This window comes from Yoonia sp. KMU-150 (assembly GCF_056858355.1).
Genome location: NZ_JBXEQF010000001.1, coordinates 1095384 through 1111214, shown reverse-complemented (window position 1 = coordinate 1111214; position 15831 = coordinate 1095384). Strand labels below are relative to the sequence as shown.

Here is a 15831-nt window from a genome sequence, read left to right as displayed (position 1 = left end):
GGTCAGGTCCCGTCGCTGGTGGGGCGGCCCCGCCCCTGCTTGATTGCGCGGCTCAGCCCGGCAATGTCGTTGCGCAGATCGGCGACGGTTTCTTGGCGCCCGGCAGACATTTCCTCAAGGATGCGCAGCAGTTGCACGTCGATCGACCGCAGCCGCATCCGGCTTTCCGCGTCGATCCCCTCCATGCCGCTGTCGCCGATCTTCTTGAGCAGGCGGTCCTGCCCTTCGGCGATGCGCAGCAACACATCAGTATCGGCATGGCCCTGCCCCTGCTGGTGCGCCATGCCCTCGACCACGTGCAGCAACTGTGCGATCCGCTCGTCGACATGCGCGCGGCTTTCCTCGGAGCGGACGAAAAGCGTCTGCATCGCGTCCATCTGCTCGGCAAGATGATCGACGAAACTGGCCAGCATTCCGGTGTCGCTCGTGCCCTCGTCGCCTGCAGAAAACCCGAGCCGAGTGATCGTCGACAGCCATTCCTCCAGTTCGCGGTAAAACCGGTTCTGGCCGTGGCTGGCAAAAAGCTCCAGCAGCCCGACGACTAGCGATCCCGCCAACCCCAGGAGGGATGACGAAAACGCCGTGCCCATACCGCCCAGCTGGCTCTCCAAACCCGCCTGCAGGCGGCCAAAGATATCCGCACCGTCCTCTCCATCGCCGGGATTGAGCGACCGGATCGTCTCGACCAGCGCCGGAACGGTGGTCGCCAGACCATAGAAGGTGCCCAGAAGGCCGAGGAAAATCAGCGTGTTGCCGATATAGCGGGTGATCTCGCGATCCTCGTCGATCCGCTGGCTGACGGAATCCAGGATCGACCGGCCGGAGCTGGACGACAGTTGCATCCGCGCGCCGCGTGATCGCAACAAGGTGGCCAGCGGCGCCAGCAGCGAGGGCGCCACCCGGCGTGCGCTGCCATCCGCGTTCGACCGGGCGAAGCCCTCGATCCATTGAACGGAGTTCACAAGCTGGTAAACCTGCCCGAAACACGACAGCACGCCCAGCACAAATACTGCAAAGATCACGCCGTTGAGGTAGGGATTGGACCAGTAAATTGCAGAAATCTGCGCAAAGCCCAGATACAGCCCCGCACCGACCAGTCCCAGCACGATCATCATGAACGTGATCTGGCGGATCGGTTGCGAAAACTGCGGCTCGGCCTCGGGTTCCAGCGTGTTGGTCACGGTGTCAGCCACCCAAATGTCCCCTTTTCAACGGGTTTCTTGCGCCTCTTATAGGGTCTGTGCCGCCCGAACCCAATGATTATTCGCCGGTCGCATCCACCGGTGTCTGCGCGGCGGTCAGGGCCTGCACGCGGGTGACCAGCCATTGCATGTCTTCGTCCGCGATCCCCATTCCGGTCAGGTGCGATGCGGTGTTGTAAAGGTATTCTGTGTTGGGGCCCCGTCCGCCCACCGCGCGGGCGATGATCTGCGCCTGCTTTTCCAGGTCGAACTGGCAATACTGCACGTGGTCCGGGCTGATCACGTAGGCCAGCGCCTCCAGCGAGCTGCCATCCTCGCAGGTCAATGTGACTGTCTTTTCGGTATAGGCAGACGAAATCAACTCGCGCGCGCGCAACTCGGCCAGCACCGCGTCCTGCTCATGATCGGCCACGCGAAACGCGACCCCGGTGCAGCTTTCGCCCGGCTGCGCATCCAGCGCCAGCACCAGGCCGGGGTCGTCCTGCGATCCGCGGTGGTGGATCGACAGCATGCAGAAGCTGCGGGCATAGCCGTCCAGCCGCGCCTTCACCGTTTCCGCGGGCACGAACCCCGGGTTCCACAGCAACGATCCGTATCCGAAAACCCACAACGCCATCGGCGATCCCCTTCAACTCCGGCTGGTTCTTCTGACTGCGCGCCTGTAAACACGCAAAACCTGTTGATGAAAAGGGTCGCCGATGCGCCGACTGACAATTCTGGTGGCCGTTCTGGCCGTGATCTACAGCGCCTATTGGTTCGTCGGGGCCACGGCGGCAGAGCGCGGCGCGCGCAATATGCTCGACACGCTGCGCGCGGGCGGCTGGCAGGTCGCGGCGGACGACGTGGCCACGCGCGGCTTTCCGTCACGCTTCGACACCACCGTCACCGCGCTCGACATGCAAAGCCCGGACGGCAGCTTTGCCTACGGCACCCCCTTCGTGCAGGCCATGGCGCTCAGCTATCAGCCGAACCGGGTGATCGCGGCCTTCCCGCCGGTGCAGGCGATCCGTCTGGGTAGCCAGACGATCACGCTGCAAAGCGACGGGCTGCGTGCCAGCGCCGCGGTGGCGGCCAGCACCGCCCTGCCGCTGGATACCGTCACCGCCGAAAGCGGTCCGGCCCTGCTGCAGTCAGATGCCGGGTGGTCGCTGCAACTGGACCGCGCGATCATCGCCCTGCGCGAAGACGGCCCGACGCCCAATACCTACGATCTTTACTTCGACGCCGATGCGCTGGTGTTGCCCGCTTGGCTGCAATCCGTGCTGAACCCCGCAGGCGTGCACCCCGCCGAAATCGGCACGCTGACGCTCGACACGACCGTGACGCTCGACCGCCCGCTCGACCGGCATACACTGGCCGCCATCGAAACCGTATCGCCGCATGTCACGAAATTCGCCGTCAACAGCCTGACCCTGCGCTGGGGCGACATGGCGGTCACAGGTGCGGGTGATCTGACGGTGCAGCCCGATGGGACACCCGTGGGCCGCATCACGTTCGAGGCGTTGGCCTGGCGCGACATGATCACCATGGCCGTGAACGCGGGCCTGTTGCAGCCAGGCCTGCGCCTGACCGCCGAAAGCATGGCCAACACGCTCGCCGCCGGGTCCGAAACGCTGGAGCTTCCGATCACGTTCGAAAACGGGCGCATGTTCGCAGGCCCGATCCCACTGGGGGCCGCGCCGAAATTTCACTAGGCTCACGCCCCGCCGAACACACCTGTCAAGGCGCGGCGGACGAGGCCCGTGACCGACGGCCGCGGCTGCGCGTGGAACGGCAACGGGCGGCAGACCTCGATCGCGGCGACACCGACCCGCGCGGTCAGCGCCCCGTTGATCACGCCCTCGCCGAAGCGGCGCGACACCTTGGACAGCATCCCGCCGCCCGCCACCGACCCGATCAGATCGTCGCCCACCGCGACCGCGCCGGTGGCGACCAGATGTGTCAGGACGCTCCGCGTCAGCCGCCAGCTGCCGAAGGTCCCGGACCGGCCGCCGTAAACCTCCGCGATCCGGCGGATCATGCGCAGGTTCGCGGTCAGCGCCGTGAAAACGTCCGCCAGCGCCAGCGGCACGATGGCCGTGACTGTCGCGACCTGCCGCGTCGCGGCCTCCACTTCACGCATGGCGCGCGCATCCAGCGGGGCCAGCACTGTCGTCTCGGCCAGTCCCAGCAGCCCGTCGGCATCGAAGATGTCGTCCTGCTGTTCGGCCAGACGCGCGCGGCCCCAGCGCGTATCCTCGCGCGCGGCATAAAGCCGGTTCAGCATGGCGATGACCGTGCGCGCGGCGGCAATATCCTGTGTGCTATGGGCCCCGTCCGCCGCCTTGTGCACGGTGTCGAGCCGCTTGAGCCGCGAGAACGCGACAAGTTCGCGCAATCCCATGATCGCCAGCACGAGGCAGAACAGCACGACCAGCACCAGCGCGATCATGCCCAGCAAGGGCGACCGGTCCAGAAGCCCGGTGATATAGTCCCACGCCGCCAGGGACACGACAAAGCCGATCAGCGCCAGCAGGAGCGACCAGAACCAGCCCGCCAGCGCCGACGGTTTACGCGCGGCCAGCGCCGCCACCTGCTGCATGGCCGCACCCGTGGGCGGCGCATCGGTATCGAGCACCAGCGGCGCGTCAGCCGGGCCGGGCGTTGTAGCGGTATCCGCGATCTCGATCAGAACCGGGCCCTTCGCCATCACACCGCCCTTTCCCAGATCATGTGTACATCCGGCAGTTTCTCTTCATTGCCGCTCCCATCGGTAAATCCCGCGGCATGAAAGCCTTCCCGCTCATAGAACCGCACCGCGCCCGTATTGGCCTGAAACGTCCAGAGCGTAAGCCGGTCGCGCCCGGCCTTGGCGGCGGTCAGCAGTGCCTTGCCCCAGCCCTGCCCGCGCAACCCCGGCGACAGGTAGAGCGCCGCGATCTCGCGCCCCTCCAACGCCAGAAAGCCGAAACCGTCCCGGCAATCGGCGACCCAGACCTGCGTGGACGCCACCAGCCCGGCGCAGAATGCGTGGTCCTCTGCCGCGCTGTGCAGTCTCGGCATCCAGTCGGTCTCGGCGATCCAGCCGCCCAGCGTGTCGGCCATGGCACCGGCGTCGGCGGCGACAGCGGGGCGGATCACAGCCTGTCCCCGATCAGGAATTCCGCCGCCTTGTCCAGCCGGATATGCGGCGGCCCGTCGCCGGGGCGCAGCGTCAGCGGCGCGGGCGCGAAACTCATCACCTCGTATCCCGCATCCTGCCACGTGGCGGCCCCCGACCGCGCGGGGCCAAGCAGGTGCGACGGATCGGCAGGCAGGGCGCCGGGGTAGAACGCCGCCTGCTTGTCGGACCCCAGCAGCCGCCCCCGCACCACGTTCAGCGGGCCATCGCGGTGCTCCACCGTTTCCTCGACCGTGGTGCGCAGCGCCGCGATCGACATCGCCTCGGTCTGCGCACCGGCAAAATCGGCGCGGTCGCGCGCCTCGCGCAGCAGCGCCTGCGTGATCGCCGTCAGTTGCGGGTGCTGCGTATGGTGCAGATGGTCGGCCTTCGTCGCCGCGAACAGGATCTTCTCCACACGCCGCCCCCGGAATATCCGCGTCAGAAACGCATTCCGCCCCGGCCGGAACGCACCCAGAATATCCGCCATCGCCTGCCGCAGGTCCTCCACCGCGGGCGGGCCCGCGTGGATCGCGCCCAGCACGTCCACAAGCACGATCTGCCGGTCGATCCGCGCGAAATGGTCACGAAAGAACGGCTGCACCACCTTGCGCTTGTAGCTGTCGAAACGTCGCGCGAACTCCCGCGCAAGCGAACCGCGCGGGGCGGCGCTTTCGGGCAGCGGCGCAAAGGTCAGCACCGGCGATCCGGCCAGATCGCCCGGCAACAGAAACCGCCCCGGCGAACAGTCGGAAAACCCCGCAGCCCGCGCCGCCTGCAGATGCGCGGTAAAGGCGCGGGCAAGTCCTGTCGCGCGCCCCTCGTCAAGCGTCTCTGCGGGGTCGATCCCGGCCAGTTCCGCCAGAAACGCATCGCCCCCGGGCCGCCCGGCGGCGCGTGCGATACTGGCCGCCGACCACGCCGCGAAATCCTGGTCCAGCAGCCCCAGATCGAGCAACCACTCTCCCGGATAATCCACGATGTCCAGATGCACCGTGCGTGGCCCCGACAGCCCCGACAGCAGCCCCGTCGGCTGCACCCGCAGCGACAGGCGCAATTCGCTGATCGTGTTGGTGCCCTCCGGCCAGCGCGGCTCTGCCGCCGTCAGCCGCGCCAGATGATCCTCGAAGGCAAAGCGCGGCAGCGTGTCGTCGGGTTGCGGCTGCAGATAGGCGGTGCGGATCGCGCCATTGGCCGCCGCCCGCAACTGCGGCATTCGGCCCCGGTCCATAAGGTTGGCCACCAGCGAGGTGATGAACACCGTCTTGCCCGCCCGCGACAACCCCGTCACCCCCAGCCGGATCACCGGATCGGAGAACGGGGCCGAGACCGTGTCGGTGACCGCGCCGACGCTGCGTGATATCTGATCGGCGAGGGCTGCGATTACCAAGGGCGGCTCTTTCCTGACAATGTCCTGCCCGGCAAGATAGGCATGGCACACGCCGTTGTGTAGGCATTGATTTTGCACCGCCCAGGGCTTAACCGCACGCCATGCCCCGCTACGCACTCCAGATCGAATATGACGGCGGCCCCTTTGCGGGCTGGCAGCGGCAGGCCGATCAGCCCACGGTGCAGGGCGCGGTAGAGGCGGCACTGGCACGGCTGGAGCCGGGCGCTTATACCATCGCCGCCGCCGGACGCACCGATGCGGGCGTGCACGCGACCGGACAGGTGGCGCATTGCGACCTTGGCCGCGACTGGGACCCGTTCCGCCTGTCCGAGGCACTGAACTACCACCTCAAACCCGCGCCGGTCGCGGTCGTGCAGGCAGCCCGGGTCGATGACGACTGGCACGCCCGGTTTTCCGCCGTAGGCAGGCGCTATCTGTTCCGTATCGTGTCGCGGCGCGCACCGCTGACCTTTGCGGCAGGTCAGGCATGGCGGCTGAACCACCGGCTCGATCCGGCGGTGATGCAGGCGGGCGCGGCACATCTGCTGGGCCGGCATGATTTCACCACCTTCCGGTCGACCGCCTGTCAGGCAAACAGCCCGGTCAAGACGCTCGACAGGCTCGACATCACCGCCGAAGCGGCCCCCAACGGGGTCGCTTATCTGTTCGATGTGCGGGCGCGGTCCTTTCTGCACAATCAGGTCCGCAGCATCGTCGGCACGCTCGAACGGGTCGGCAGCGGGGCCTGGCAGCCGGATGACGTGGCAGCGGCACTTGCGGCGCGGGATCGCGGCGCATGCGGCCCGGTCAGCCCGCCCGACGGGCTTTACCTCGCCGGTGTCACCTACCCCGACGATCCCTTCGCCGGGGCTTGAGGGGTGGGTGCGTAAACCGGCCCGGACATCGAATTGAAACAGCTGTTTGTACCTGTCCCGCGGCACGCCGGGCAGCGGTCGGCGACGCAATCGCAGTTTCTAAACTTGTCGCAATGGTGACTGACCGAGCGAGTATCCTTGGTCCAACCCTTAATCAATCGTTGTCGGTCAGTCCCGCCCCCGCCCCGGCCAGGCGCGAGGCTGCGGTGGCGGGAACAAACGTCTTTGCCGCCAGTGCGGCCAGCGCATCCCAGACAGGGTCTGGAACCTCAACCGGCCCTGAGGTCAGGCGCGGCTCCGGCCCCGTATCCGACAAGGCAAAAATCATGTCCCGGCCCGCCATGTCGGCCCGTGCGGTCAGCCCCCGTTCGGCACAGGCCCGCATCAGCATCGCCGTCAGCAGCGCGGGCGCATCGGGTCGTCGCAGGCGCACGCGGTCGGCCCCGCAAAGCATCAGGTCGATCGCGACCGGCCCCGCCATGACCGCGCGTGCATCCGCAATCGTCATCCCGTCGGGGTCCAGCGTCACCGGCGCGTATGGTCCGGCCAAAGCCGTCACCAACTCATCTGCCGCCGCAGGTTGCACAGCCAGCAGCCACCGGCCCGCGCGCGCAAAATCCTCGGCGTGGCCCAGCGGAACTCCGGCGCCCCGCGCCGCCTTGAGCAAAAGCGCCTCGGCCTCTGTCAACGCGCGCTTCATGCAGGGGCGACCGGCAGCCACCAGTCGTCGGCGTCGTCCAGCTCGTCCCAGAGCGGTGCGCCCTGCGCCAGCGTGATCCGGGTCCAGCGGTCCGATTTCGGGTCGAACTTGGCCGCGCCGAAAAACGACAGCTTGCAGCGCAGCATGTCGATAGGCAGGCACGTGTCCCCGATCAGGTTGTCGCGGATTTCGGCATAAGGATGCCGCGCCAGCGTCTGCACGCGGCGCACGGCACAGCGATGCTGGGGACAGCGCCGAAGGAATGCCGCCACCGTCCCGTCCGTGCCGTCGAGGGTGGCACGCAGGGCCTTGACCTGACGCGCGATATCGAGCGGACTTTCAAGCGCCGCGCCGTCTTCGGTGAACCGGTCGCCCAGCCGCGGCTCCTGCTTCTCCTCGGACACATACCAGAAACGCGCCTCGCCCGCGCCCTCATAGGCCAGTTCACAGGCCCAGCCCCAGTCCCTGTCGATCAGCGCCGAAAGCTCCGCGCAGGACATCGCGGGGTCGATCTGCGGGACGAAGGGTGTGGCCATGCAATCGGTCAGCCCGTCGATCAAGTCGCCAAACGGTTCCAGACACAGGGCAGCGATCAACTCCTGCGTATCGACCGAATAGATGCCGCTGTTCCGGACGATCCGGTCGATGGGGGCAGCCCCCAGCATCAGGTCTGGGGTCAGGGTCGCGACAAAGGCGGGCCACTCGCGGCGCAGGACGGCGATTCGCTCCGCCGCGATGGCGTCCGGCACCTCCCACTCGGCAAGATGCTGCGCCGCCCGCGCCGTCAACGCATAGAACCGGTCGATCCGGTCGGGTGACAGCGACGGGACGGCCCGCACCCGGGCAAGTGCTGTTTCGCGCACCTGTATCCACGCATCGAGCAGCAGGGGGTGTGCCACCAGAAACGGTGCCATGCCCAGCCCAGTGGAATTGCCGATACCCAGATGCCGCTTGACCTCGCGCGGCAGGGTGCCGCCCCCGACATGCTCCACCAGATTATGGGTGAACCCGCGGATCAGCCAGACCGTCAGCATCTCTGCCATGAACGGCCCCGACAGCCCGGGGCGGTCGGCGATCCGGGTCCTGTCGGCGATGCCGAACTTGCCGTTGCCGTAAACGGCGGTGGTGCGCATCAGATACCCCACATCGCACAGCATCGCCATGTCCGGCGCACGCCCGGCCCGCAGCGCCTGCACCACGTGATCGAACAGGCGCACGGATTTGTTCGCACGGCTCAGCACGAGATCGCGCTCGGTAAAGCGCGCGGCTTCCTGATGCGGCGCGCTTGCGACGATCCGGGCGATTTCGGCAGCATCCGGTATCCCGTCATAAAGCACATAGGCGGTATCCCAGGCCGTCGCGATCACGCGGTCGGTGCGCATCTCGGGCGGCAGGTCGGTCGAGACCGCAACCAGAGCATAGTCATACCCCCCCAGCCGCAGGCCATAGACCGCATGACCGAACCCGTCTGCGTCGATCTGCCAGACCCTGCGGGTCACGCGCACATCCTCCCGCGCCAGATGCCGCATCAGGCTGCGCAGGAACGACAGGCGCGTCGGAAAGGACGCGCCCATGCGGCGCAGGCGCATCACCGTTTCGGGCGGACGCAGTGGTACCTGTGGCGGAATGTCGTCCTGGTCGAGCATCGCGATCCTGCAACTTTCTGGGCACGCGCAACAGACGCACCGGGGCGCAGAATGGCCCGCAATTCACCCCCGGTCCAGTGCCGGATACGACACCCGGGCGGTGAAATTGACGCAGGTCCGCGACACCGCTACGTCACAGGACATAGCAGCGTGCCGGAACCCGGTATCCGGGGCAAAAAAAGCGGCGAATTCCTGCACAAACCCGTGTTGAGCCATTCCTATCCGGGGACAGCCGCTTTACCATTGCCGCATCAGAGACCGCCCCGCGATTTCGGATCCCGGGGCAGACGGGGCAGGCTATGATTTTTCCAGATGTTCGGGCCGCATGCGCGGCTGGGTTTTTGTCGGTAACGGCGATGTCGCTTGCAGCCCAGGAGGTGCAGTTCAACGCCCCCGCCGCCGACGAGGATCTGCAGGATCTGCTGCGCGCCGCATCCCTGTCGCTGGCCATCGACCCCGAGGAAAACCCCGCCCCAGAGGACTACATCGCCGCCGCCCGCGCCGATTATCGCCGTATCCTGACCGCGCTCTACGCCGACGGCTACTACGGCGGCACGATCTCGATCCGTGTCGACGGGCGCGAGGCATCGAGCCTTGCCCCGCTCGACGCACCGTCGCGGATCGGCACCGTCGCCATCGACGTCAATCCCGGCCCGCGCTTTACTTTTGGCCGTGCCGAGATCGCCCCGCTCGCCCCGCAGACCGAACTGCCCGAGGGCTTCGCCAGCGGCGAGCCCGCACAATCCGACATGATCCGCCAGGGCGTGCAGGCCGCGACGACCGCCTGGCGCGAGGCGGGCCACGCCAAGGTGGAACCGGCGGGACAGGACATCGTCGCCCGCCACCCGCAGGAAACCCTCGACGTCTCCGTCGCCCTGTCGCCCGGCCCGCGCCTGACCTTCGGCGCGCTCACCGTCAGCGGCAACGAGGACGTGCGTACCGGCCGCCTGCTTAAGATCGCAGGCCTGCCCACCGGCGCCGTCTATTCCCCGCAAGAGGTCGACGACGCAGAGAACCGCCTGCGCCGCACCGGTGCGTTCGATTCCGTCGCTCTGGTGGAATCCGAACAAATCGGTCCTAACAACACCCTGCCCTTCACCGTGCAGGTGGTCGAATCCAAGCCCCGCCGCTTCGGCTTCGGCGTCGAACTCTCCTCGCTGGACGGGCTGACCGTCTCGTCCTTCTGGCTGCACCGCAACTTTCTGGGCGGGGCCGAACGGTTCCGCGTCGATGGAGAGGTGTCAGGCATCGGCGGCGAGACCGGCGGCACCGACTACAAGCTGTCCGCCAGCCTGCGGCGCCCCGCCGTCTGGGGGCCGGACACCGATTTCCTGACCACCGCGTCGATCAGCCGGCTGGACGAACCCAACTACCTGCTCGACCAGATCGCCATCGAAAGCGTGCTGACCCGTCCTTTGGGCGAATACACCACGATCTCCGGCGGCCTCGGCATTCTTGCCGCGCGCGAGGATTCGGACGCGGGAGAACGTGAATACATCCTGCTGACCGCACCGCTTAGCGCCGAATACGACCGCCGCGACAGCACGACCGATCCCAAGTCCGGTTTCTACATCGACGTCGACGCAACCCCCTTCATCAGCATCCAGGGCGGCGACAACGGCGCGCGGCTCTATGCCGACGCCCGCGCCTATCGCAGCTTCGGCACCGATGACCGGGTCACGCTCGCCGCGCGCGGGCAACTCGGCAGCGTCTACGGCGCGTCGCTCGACACCGCACCGGCGGATTACCTGTTCTACTCCGGCGGCGGCGGCACCGTGCGCGGGCAGGAATTCCAGTCGCTCGGCATCGACCGGGTGATCGGCGGCGAGGATATCCGCACCGGCGGGTTGTCATTCGCGGGCGCACAGCTGGAGGCGCGGGTCGGTGTCACCGACAACATCGGCCTCGTCGGCTTCTACGATGTCGGCTACGTCGGCGAAACCGCGAACCCCACGGACGACGGCGACTGGCAGGCGGGCGCGGGCTTTGGCCTGCGCTACAACACCGGCATCGGCCCGATCCGGCTGGACATTGCCACCCCGGCCAGCGGCGACGATGCCGGCGAACGCGTCGAGATCTACATCGGGATTGGACAATCGTTTTGAAGAAACTTCTGCTCGCCTGTGCCATCGCCACCGCCCCCCTGCCCGCGCTCGCGCAGGATCAGGAGGAAGAGGACAAGGGTTACCTCACCCGCCTGATCGAGGATAATCTCTCGGGCGCGGGGCGCGAGGTGAATATACTCGGCTTCCGCGGTGCGCTCAGTTCCGCCGCCTCGCTCGACGTGATGACCATCGCCGACGAAGACGGCGTGTGGCTGACGCTCGAAGACGTGGTGCTCGACTGGAACCGCTCCGCGCTGCTGCGCGGCGCGTTGCAGGTCGAGGAGCTGAGCGCCGAACGTATCATCGTCGCACGCGCGCCGATCACCGAAGCCAGCACCGCCCCCGCGCCCGAGGCGCAGCCCTTCTCCCTGCCCGAACTGCCCGTCAGCATCGACCTGGGCATCCTGAACATCGACCGGATCGAACTGGGCGAAAGTTTCCTGGGCGAGGAAATCGCGATCAGCCTGACCGGTTCTGCATCATTGGCGGGTGGCGAAGGCACCGCGACGGTCGAGGCGCTGCGGCTTGACGGCGATCTGGGCCGCTTTGCCATCGACGGGTCCTACAGCAACGCCACCGGCGTGCTCGGCCTCGATCTCGCGCTGGAGGAAGGCCCCGCCGGGATCGCCGCCACCCTGCTCGACCTGCCCGGCGCGCCCGCCGTCGCCCTGACGGTGCAGGGCACCGGGCCGCTGAACGACTACGACGCCGATATCACGCTTGCCACCGACGGCACCGACCGGATCACCGGAAACGTCCGGCTGATCGAAACCGAGGGGCTGCGCAGCTTTGCCGTGGATATCGGCGGTGACGTGACACCGCTTCTGGTGCCGGAATATCAGGAATTCTTCGGCCCCGACGTGGCATTGGTGGCCGAAGGGCGCACCCTGCCCGACGGACGGCTCGACCTGTCCACCTTCGATCTGGAAGCGCAAAGCGTGCAGTTGAAAGGCAGCGCGCTGATCGGTGCACAGGGCTGGCCCGAGCGCCTGTCGCTCACCGGCAACATCGCCGACAGCGAGGGCGACATCGTGCTGCTGCCGCTGGCCGGAGAGAAGACATATGTAGATCGCGTGAACCTTGCGGTCGGTTATGACGGCAGCCAGTCCGAAGACTGGTCGGCCGAATTCACCATCGCCGGTTTCGACCGGCCCGGCCTGCTGATCCGCGAGATCACGTTGCAGGGTGGCGGCATCCTGCGCTCGGGCGAGGGCGCGGCCACGGGCGAGGTCACCGCCGATTTCTCCTATGCCGCGCGCGGACTACAACTGGATGACGCGGGCATGTCAGAGGCTTTGGGTGACGAGATTACCGGCGTCCTGCAGGCCAACCGGACAGAGGGCGGACCGGTCAACCTCACCCGTCTGACCCTGACCGGTCCCGGCATCGAAATGGCCGCCGACGCGATGATCGCTGGCGGCGGCGACGGTTTTCGCACCACCAGCAATGTCGATCTGACGGTCTCCACCCTTAGCCGGTTCTCCACTCTCGCCGACCGCGACCTCGGCGGTGACGGTGCGCTGACGATCGTGAGCGAAATCCTGCCCCTCGACGGCATGTTCGATGTCGCGGTCACCGGTGCGACGAACGATCTGAAAATCGGCGAAGCGCAAGTCGATCCGCTGCTCGCCGGAACCGGTGACATCGACATCCGCGTGGTGCGCGACACCGCGGGCACCCGGCTTGAAACCCTTTCGGTGATCACCGACGAGGTCACGATCACCGCAGATGCGGACCTGACGAGCGGCGCCAGTGACGCGCGCTTCGACGCGGCGATCCGCGAAATCGGGCTGGTCGTGCCAGAGCTTTCCGGCCCGGTCACGCTCGTCGGCAACGCACAGCGCGACGACATGCTGGTCACGAATTTCGACGTCACCGCCACCGGCCCCTCCGCCACGATCACAGCGGTGGGCGAGGCGACACCGGCGGGCAATGACGGCCAGTCCATCGCCGCGACGGTCGATGCCGCGATCGCCGACCTGTCCACCTTTGCCGAACTTGCGGGGCGCGATCTGGACGGCGGGATCGACGCGACCTTGTCCGGCATCGTCCTCACCGACGGGCTGCGCTTCGATCTTGAACTGGCTTCCGAAACCCGCGATCTGGCGGTCGGCATTCCGGAGGTCGATACCCTGCTGAACGGGACCGGCACGCTTTCGGTCAGCGCCGCCAGCCCGCGCGACGGCATCTACCGCATTCAGGATCTGGCCGTCGATACACCGGCGCTGCGCCTGCGCGCCGATGCCGGCTACGACGCGGAAGGGCCGGCCAGTGCCGTCTTCGATTTCACCCTGACTGACGCCGGACAGGTGGTGGCGAACCTCGACGGTCCGGTCAGCCTGCGCGGCAACGCCGTGCGCGCTGCCGACGGCGCCGCCACCGTCGACGTGACCGGCACCGGCCCCGGCACGACCTTCGCACTCGACGCGATGATCGCCGCCGTCACGAACGAGATCACCGGGGACCTCGACGCCGCCGTCGCGGACCTGTCGGTCTATCGCGATCTGGTGGGCATGCCACTGGCCGGATCGGTCGAGGCGAGCGTGACCGGCACCGCCCTGCCCGACCTGTCGCGATTTGACGGAACCGTCGATCTGGCGTCGAGCGATCTGGCCATCGGCAATCCGTCCGTCGATCCACTGCTGGCCGGTGACGGCACGTTGCAGGCCACCGCCGCGATGACGGAACAGGGCCTTCAGGTCGAACAGGTGAACGCACAATATCCCAACGTCACCGTCGTCGGTTCGCTGGAAAGCGCGGATGGCGACGGCACCGGGCAATTCGACGCGCGGCTGCGCGACGTCGGGCTGATCGCGCAGGGTGTCAGCGGCCCCGCGACGGCGACCGGCACCGCGAGCCTCAGCCGCGACGGTCTCTGGTCGGTCGACATGGACGCGACAGCACCCGGCGTCGACGCGACAGTGGACGCGACATACGATACCGAAACGACCGAGGTCGCGGGCAGCGCAAACGCCTCCGTCAACGATCTGCGGCCCTACCGGATGCTTACAGGCCAGCCGATTTCCGGCGGGTTCGACGCCACCGTCACCGGCTCCGTGCTCACCGATCTCAGCCGTGCGGACGCCGACATTCGCATCGAAACCCGCGATCTGGGAATCGGCAACGCGCAGGTGGATCAACTCCTGCGCGGTCTCGGCACACTGCGCGCCAGCATCGCCCAGACGGCGGACGGTTTGCAGATCAGGGATTTCTCGGCGCAGACACCCAACGTCAGCCTGACCGGATCGCTCGACGGACGCGCGGGCGGTGCCGGGCGCGGGCAGTTCGACGCGCGCCTGCGCGATGTCGGCCTGTTCACCGATCAGATCAGCGGGCCGGTCACGGCATCCGGCACGGCCAGTCGCACCGCTGCGGGCGTCTGGAACGTGAACGCCGACGGCACCGGGCCGGGCGGCATCACGCTGCGCGCGGACGGTGCGTATTTCGAAAGCGGGCGGCTCGACATGGACGTGAACGGGCGGTTGCCGCTGGGCCTTGCTAATGCGGCGCTGGAGCCGCGCCGGATCGACGGCACCGCGACCTTCGACCTGAGCGTCAACGGCCCACCTGAACTCTCATCGGTGTCCGGTCGGGTGGATCTGAACGGCGCACGGCTGACCGCGCCGACGCTGGAAATCGCGCTGGAAAACCTGAACGGCGGCGTGACGCTGAACGGCGCGACGGCACAGGTGAACATCACCGGACAGGTCAGCAGCGGCGGATCGGTCAGCGTGACCGGGCCGATCGGGTTGAGCGGCGGCAACAACGCCGACGTGACGGTGCGGCTGAACACGGTCGTGCTGCGCGATCCGGAGCTTTACGAAACCACCGTCGCGGGCCAGATCAACCTGCGCGGCCCGCTGGCGGGCGGCGCGCGGATTTCCGGGCGGCTGGATGTCGGCGCGACGGAAATCCAGGTGCCCTCCTCCGGCGTCGGATCGCTGGGCGACCTGCCCAACGTGACGCATGTCGGCGCATCCGGCGCGGTGCGCCAGACCATCGCGCGGGCCGGTGCGAACGAGGCTGCGGCGACGGCCTCCAGCGGGGGCGGCGGTGTGGCCTATCCCATCGACCTGGTCATCAGCGCGCCGTCGCGAATTTTCGTGCGCGGGCGGGGACTGGACGCGGAACTGGGCGGCACGCTGACGCTGGGTGGCACCACCGCCAACATCGTGCCCATCGGCCAGTTCGACCTGATCCGCGGGCGGCTGGATATCCTGCAGCAGCGGTTCGATCTGACCGAGGGGCGCGCGTCGCTGCAGGGTGATTTCGAACCCTACCTGCGGCTGGTCGCCACGACCGAGGCCGCGACGGGCACGCTGATCAACATCATCGTCGAGGGACCGGCATCGGAACCCGAAGTCACGTTCGAATCCATCCCCGATCTGCCGCAGGACGAGGTGCTGGCACAGCTGATCTTCGGCCGTGACATCGCCGACATCAGCCCGCTGCAGGCGGTGCAACTGGCCGCAGCGGTGGGCACTCTTGCCGGTCGTGGCGGCGGCGGGCTGATCGACACGTTCCGACAGGATATCGGGCTGGACGATCTGGACGTGACGACCGACGAGGACGGCAACGCCGCCGTGCGGGCCGGTGCCTATATCGCCGAGAACGTCTATACCGACGTGACCCTGTCCAGCGACGGATCGACGGAGGTGAACATCAACCTCGATATCACCGACGAGATCACGGCGAAGGGCACGGTGGACGATGACGGGGAAACCAGCATCGGCATCTTCTTCGAACGGGATTACTAGCCGAAAAAGCGCAGGCT

The 15831-nt window shown here is 67.5% G+C and carries 11 protein-coding genes; 4 read left to right on the top strand and 7 right to left on the bottom strand.

Features of this window, described 5'->3' with window-relative positions:
- Positions 1–2: 2 nt before the first annotated feature.
- Positions 3–1115 carry a biopolymer transporter ExbB gene (locus AC04PH_RS05325; protein WP_483066150.1) on the bottom strand — a complete coding sequence of 371 codons (1113 nt, stop codon included), beginning with the start codon at positions 1113–1115 and terminating at the stop codon, positions 3–5.
- 145 nt (positions 1116–1260) lie between these two features.
- Positions 1261–1818: a gamma-glutamylcyclotransferase gene (locus AC04PH_RS05320; RefSeq protein ID WP_483064704.1), complete on the bottom strand. Its 558-nt coding sequence runs from the start codon at positions 1816–1818 to the stop codon at positions 1261–1263.
- 82 nt (positions 1819–1900) lie between these two features.
- On the opposite strand from AC04PH_RS05320, the gene AC04PH_RS05315 reads away from it, so the two are divergent.
- A complete protein-coding gene (locus AC04PH_RS05315; protein ID WP_483064703.1) occupies positions 1901–2896 on the top strand; it encodes a DUF2125 domain-containing protein in 996 nt (331 codons plus the stop codon).
- Between the two features lie 2 nt (positions 2897–2898).
- Here the strand turns inward: AC04PH_RS05315 and AC04PH_RS05310 are convergent, their stop codons facing one another.
- The 3 genes from AC04PH_RS05310 to AC04PH_RS05300 are packed head-to-tail and all read right to left on the bottom strand — an operon-like array spanning position 2899 to position 5731.
- Positions 2899–3891 (bottom strand): YcjF family protein, encoded by a 993-nt coding sequence (locus AC04PH_RS05310; protein ID WP_483064702.1) that lies wholly within the window; start codon positions 3889–3891, stop codon positions 2899–2901.
- On the bottom strand, positions 3891–4322 hold the full coding sequence (locus AC04PH_RS05305; protein WP_483064701.1) for a GNAT family N-acetyltransferase: 432 nt from the start codon (positions 4320–4322) through the stop codon (positions 3891–3893). Before AC04PH_RS05305 ends, AC04PH_RS05310 begins: the two co-directional genes overlap by 1 nt.
- Positions 4319–5731 (bottom strand): YcjX family GTP-binding protein, encoded by a 1413-nt coding sequence (locus AC04PH_RS05300; RefSeq protein ID WP_483064700.1) that lies wholly within the window; start codon positions 5729–5731, stop codon positions 4319–4321. Before AC04PH_RS05300 ends, AC04PH_RS05305 begins: the two co-directional genes overlap by 4 nt.
- 101 nt (positions 5732–5832) lie before the next feature.
- Here AC04PH_RS05300 and truA point away from each other — a divergent pair, with 101 nt between their 5' ends.
- Positions 5833–6606, top strand: a complete 774-nt coding sequence (truA, locus tag AC04PH_RS05295; RefSeq protein WP_483064699.1) for a tRNA pseudouridine(38-40) synthase TruA — start codon at positions 5833–5835, stop codon at positions 6604–6606.
- A 154-nt stretch (positions 6607–6760) separates the two neighbouring features.
- Here truA and AC04PH_RS05290 read toward each other — a convergent pair whose 3' ends face one another.
- Entirely contained in the window at positions 6761–7306 is a 546-nt protein-coding gene (locus tag AC04PH_RS05290; protein ID WP_483064698.1) for a DUF3726 domain-containing protein, read from the bottom strand.
- On the bottom strand, positions 7303–8952 hold the full coding sequence (locus AC04PH_RS05285) for a hypothetical protein (protein ID WP_483064697.1): 1650 nt from the start codon (positions 8950–8952) through the stop codon (positions 7303–7305). Before AC04PH_RS05285 ends, AC04PH_RS05290 begins: the two co-directional genes overlap by 4 nt.
- Positions 8953–9308: 356 nt before the next feature.
- Between AC04PH_RS05285 and AC04PH_RS05280 the strand changes: the two genes are divergently transcribed.
- Together AC04PH_RS05280 and AC04PH_RS05275 are read left to right on the top strand one after the other, a co-directional pair.
- On the top strand, positions 9309–11057 hold the full coding sequence (locus AC04PH_RS05280; protein WP_483064696.1) for an autotransporter assembly complex protein TamA: 1749 nt from the start codon (positions 9309–9311) through the stop codon (positions 11055–11057).
- Positions 11054–15814 (top strand): translocation/assembly module TamB domain-containing protein, encoded by a 4761-nt coding sequence (locus AC04PH_RS05275; protein WP_483064695.1) that lies wholly within the window; start codon positions 11054–11056, stop codon positions 15812–15814. Before AC04PH_RS05280 ends, AC04PH_RS05275 begins: the two co-directional genes overlap by 4 nt.
- The last annotated feature ends 17 nt before the right edge of the window (positions 15815–15831 follow it).

Bases quoted from the DNA above. Each gene is read 5' to 3' on its own strand.
- AC04PH_RS05325 (WP_483066150.1), bottom strand. From the start codon at position 1,115: ATGATGATCGTGCTGGGACTGGTCGGTGCGGGGCTGTATCTGGGCTTT.
- AC04PH_RS05320 (WP_483064704.1), bottom strand. From the start codon at position 1,818: ATGGCGTTGTGGGTTTTCGGATACGGATCGTTGCTGTGGAACCCGGGG.
- AC04PH_RS05315 (WP_483064703.1), top strand. From the start codon at position 1,901: ATGCGCCGACTGACAATTCTGGTGGCCGTTCTGGCCGTGATCTACAGC.
- AC04PH_RS05310 (WP_483064702.1), bottom strand. From the start codon at position 3,891: ATGGCGAAGGGCCCGGTTCTGATCGAGATCGCGGATACCGCTACAACG.
- truA (WP_483064699.1), top strand. From the start codon at position 5,833: ATGCCCCGCTACGCACTCCAGATCGAATATGACGGCGGCCCCTTTGCG.
- AC04PH_RS05290 (WP_483064698.1), bottom strand. From the start codon at position 7,306: ATGAAGCGCGCGTTGACAGAGGCCGAGGCGCTTTTGCTCAAGGCGGCG.
- AC04PH_RS05285 (WP_483064697.1), bottom strand. From the start codon at position 8,952: ATGCTCGACCAGGACGACATTCCGCCACAGGTACCACTGCGTCCGCCC.
- AC04PH_RS05280 (WP_483064696.1), top strand. From the start codon at position 9,309: ATGTCGCTTGCAGCCCAGGAGGTGCAGTTCAACGCCCCCGCCGCCGAC.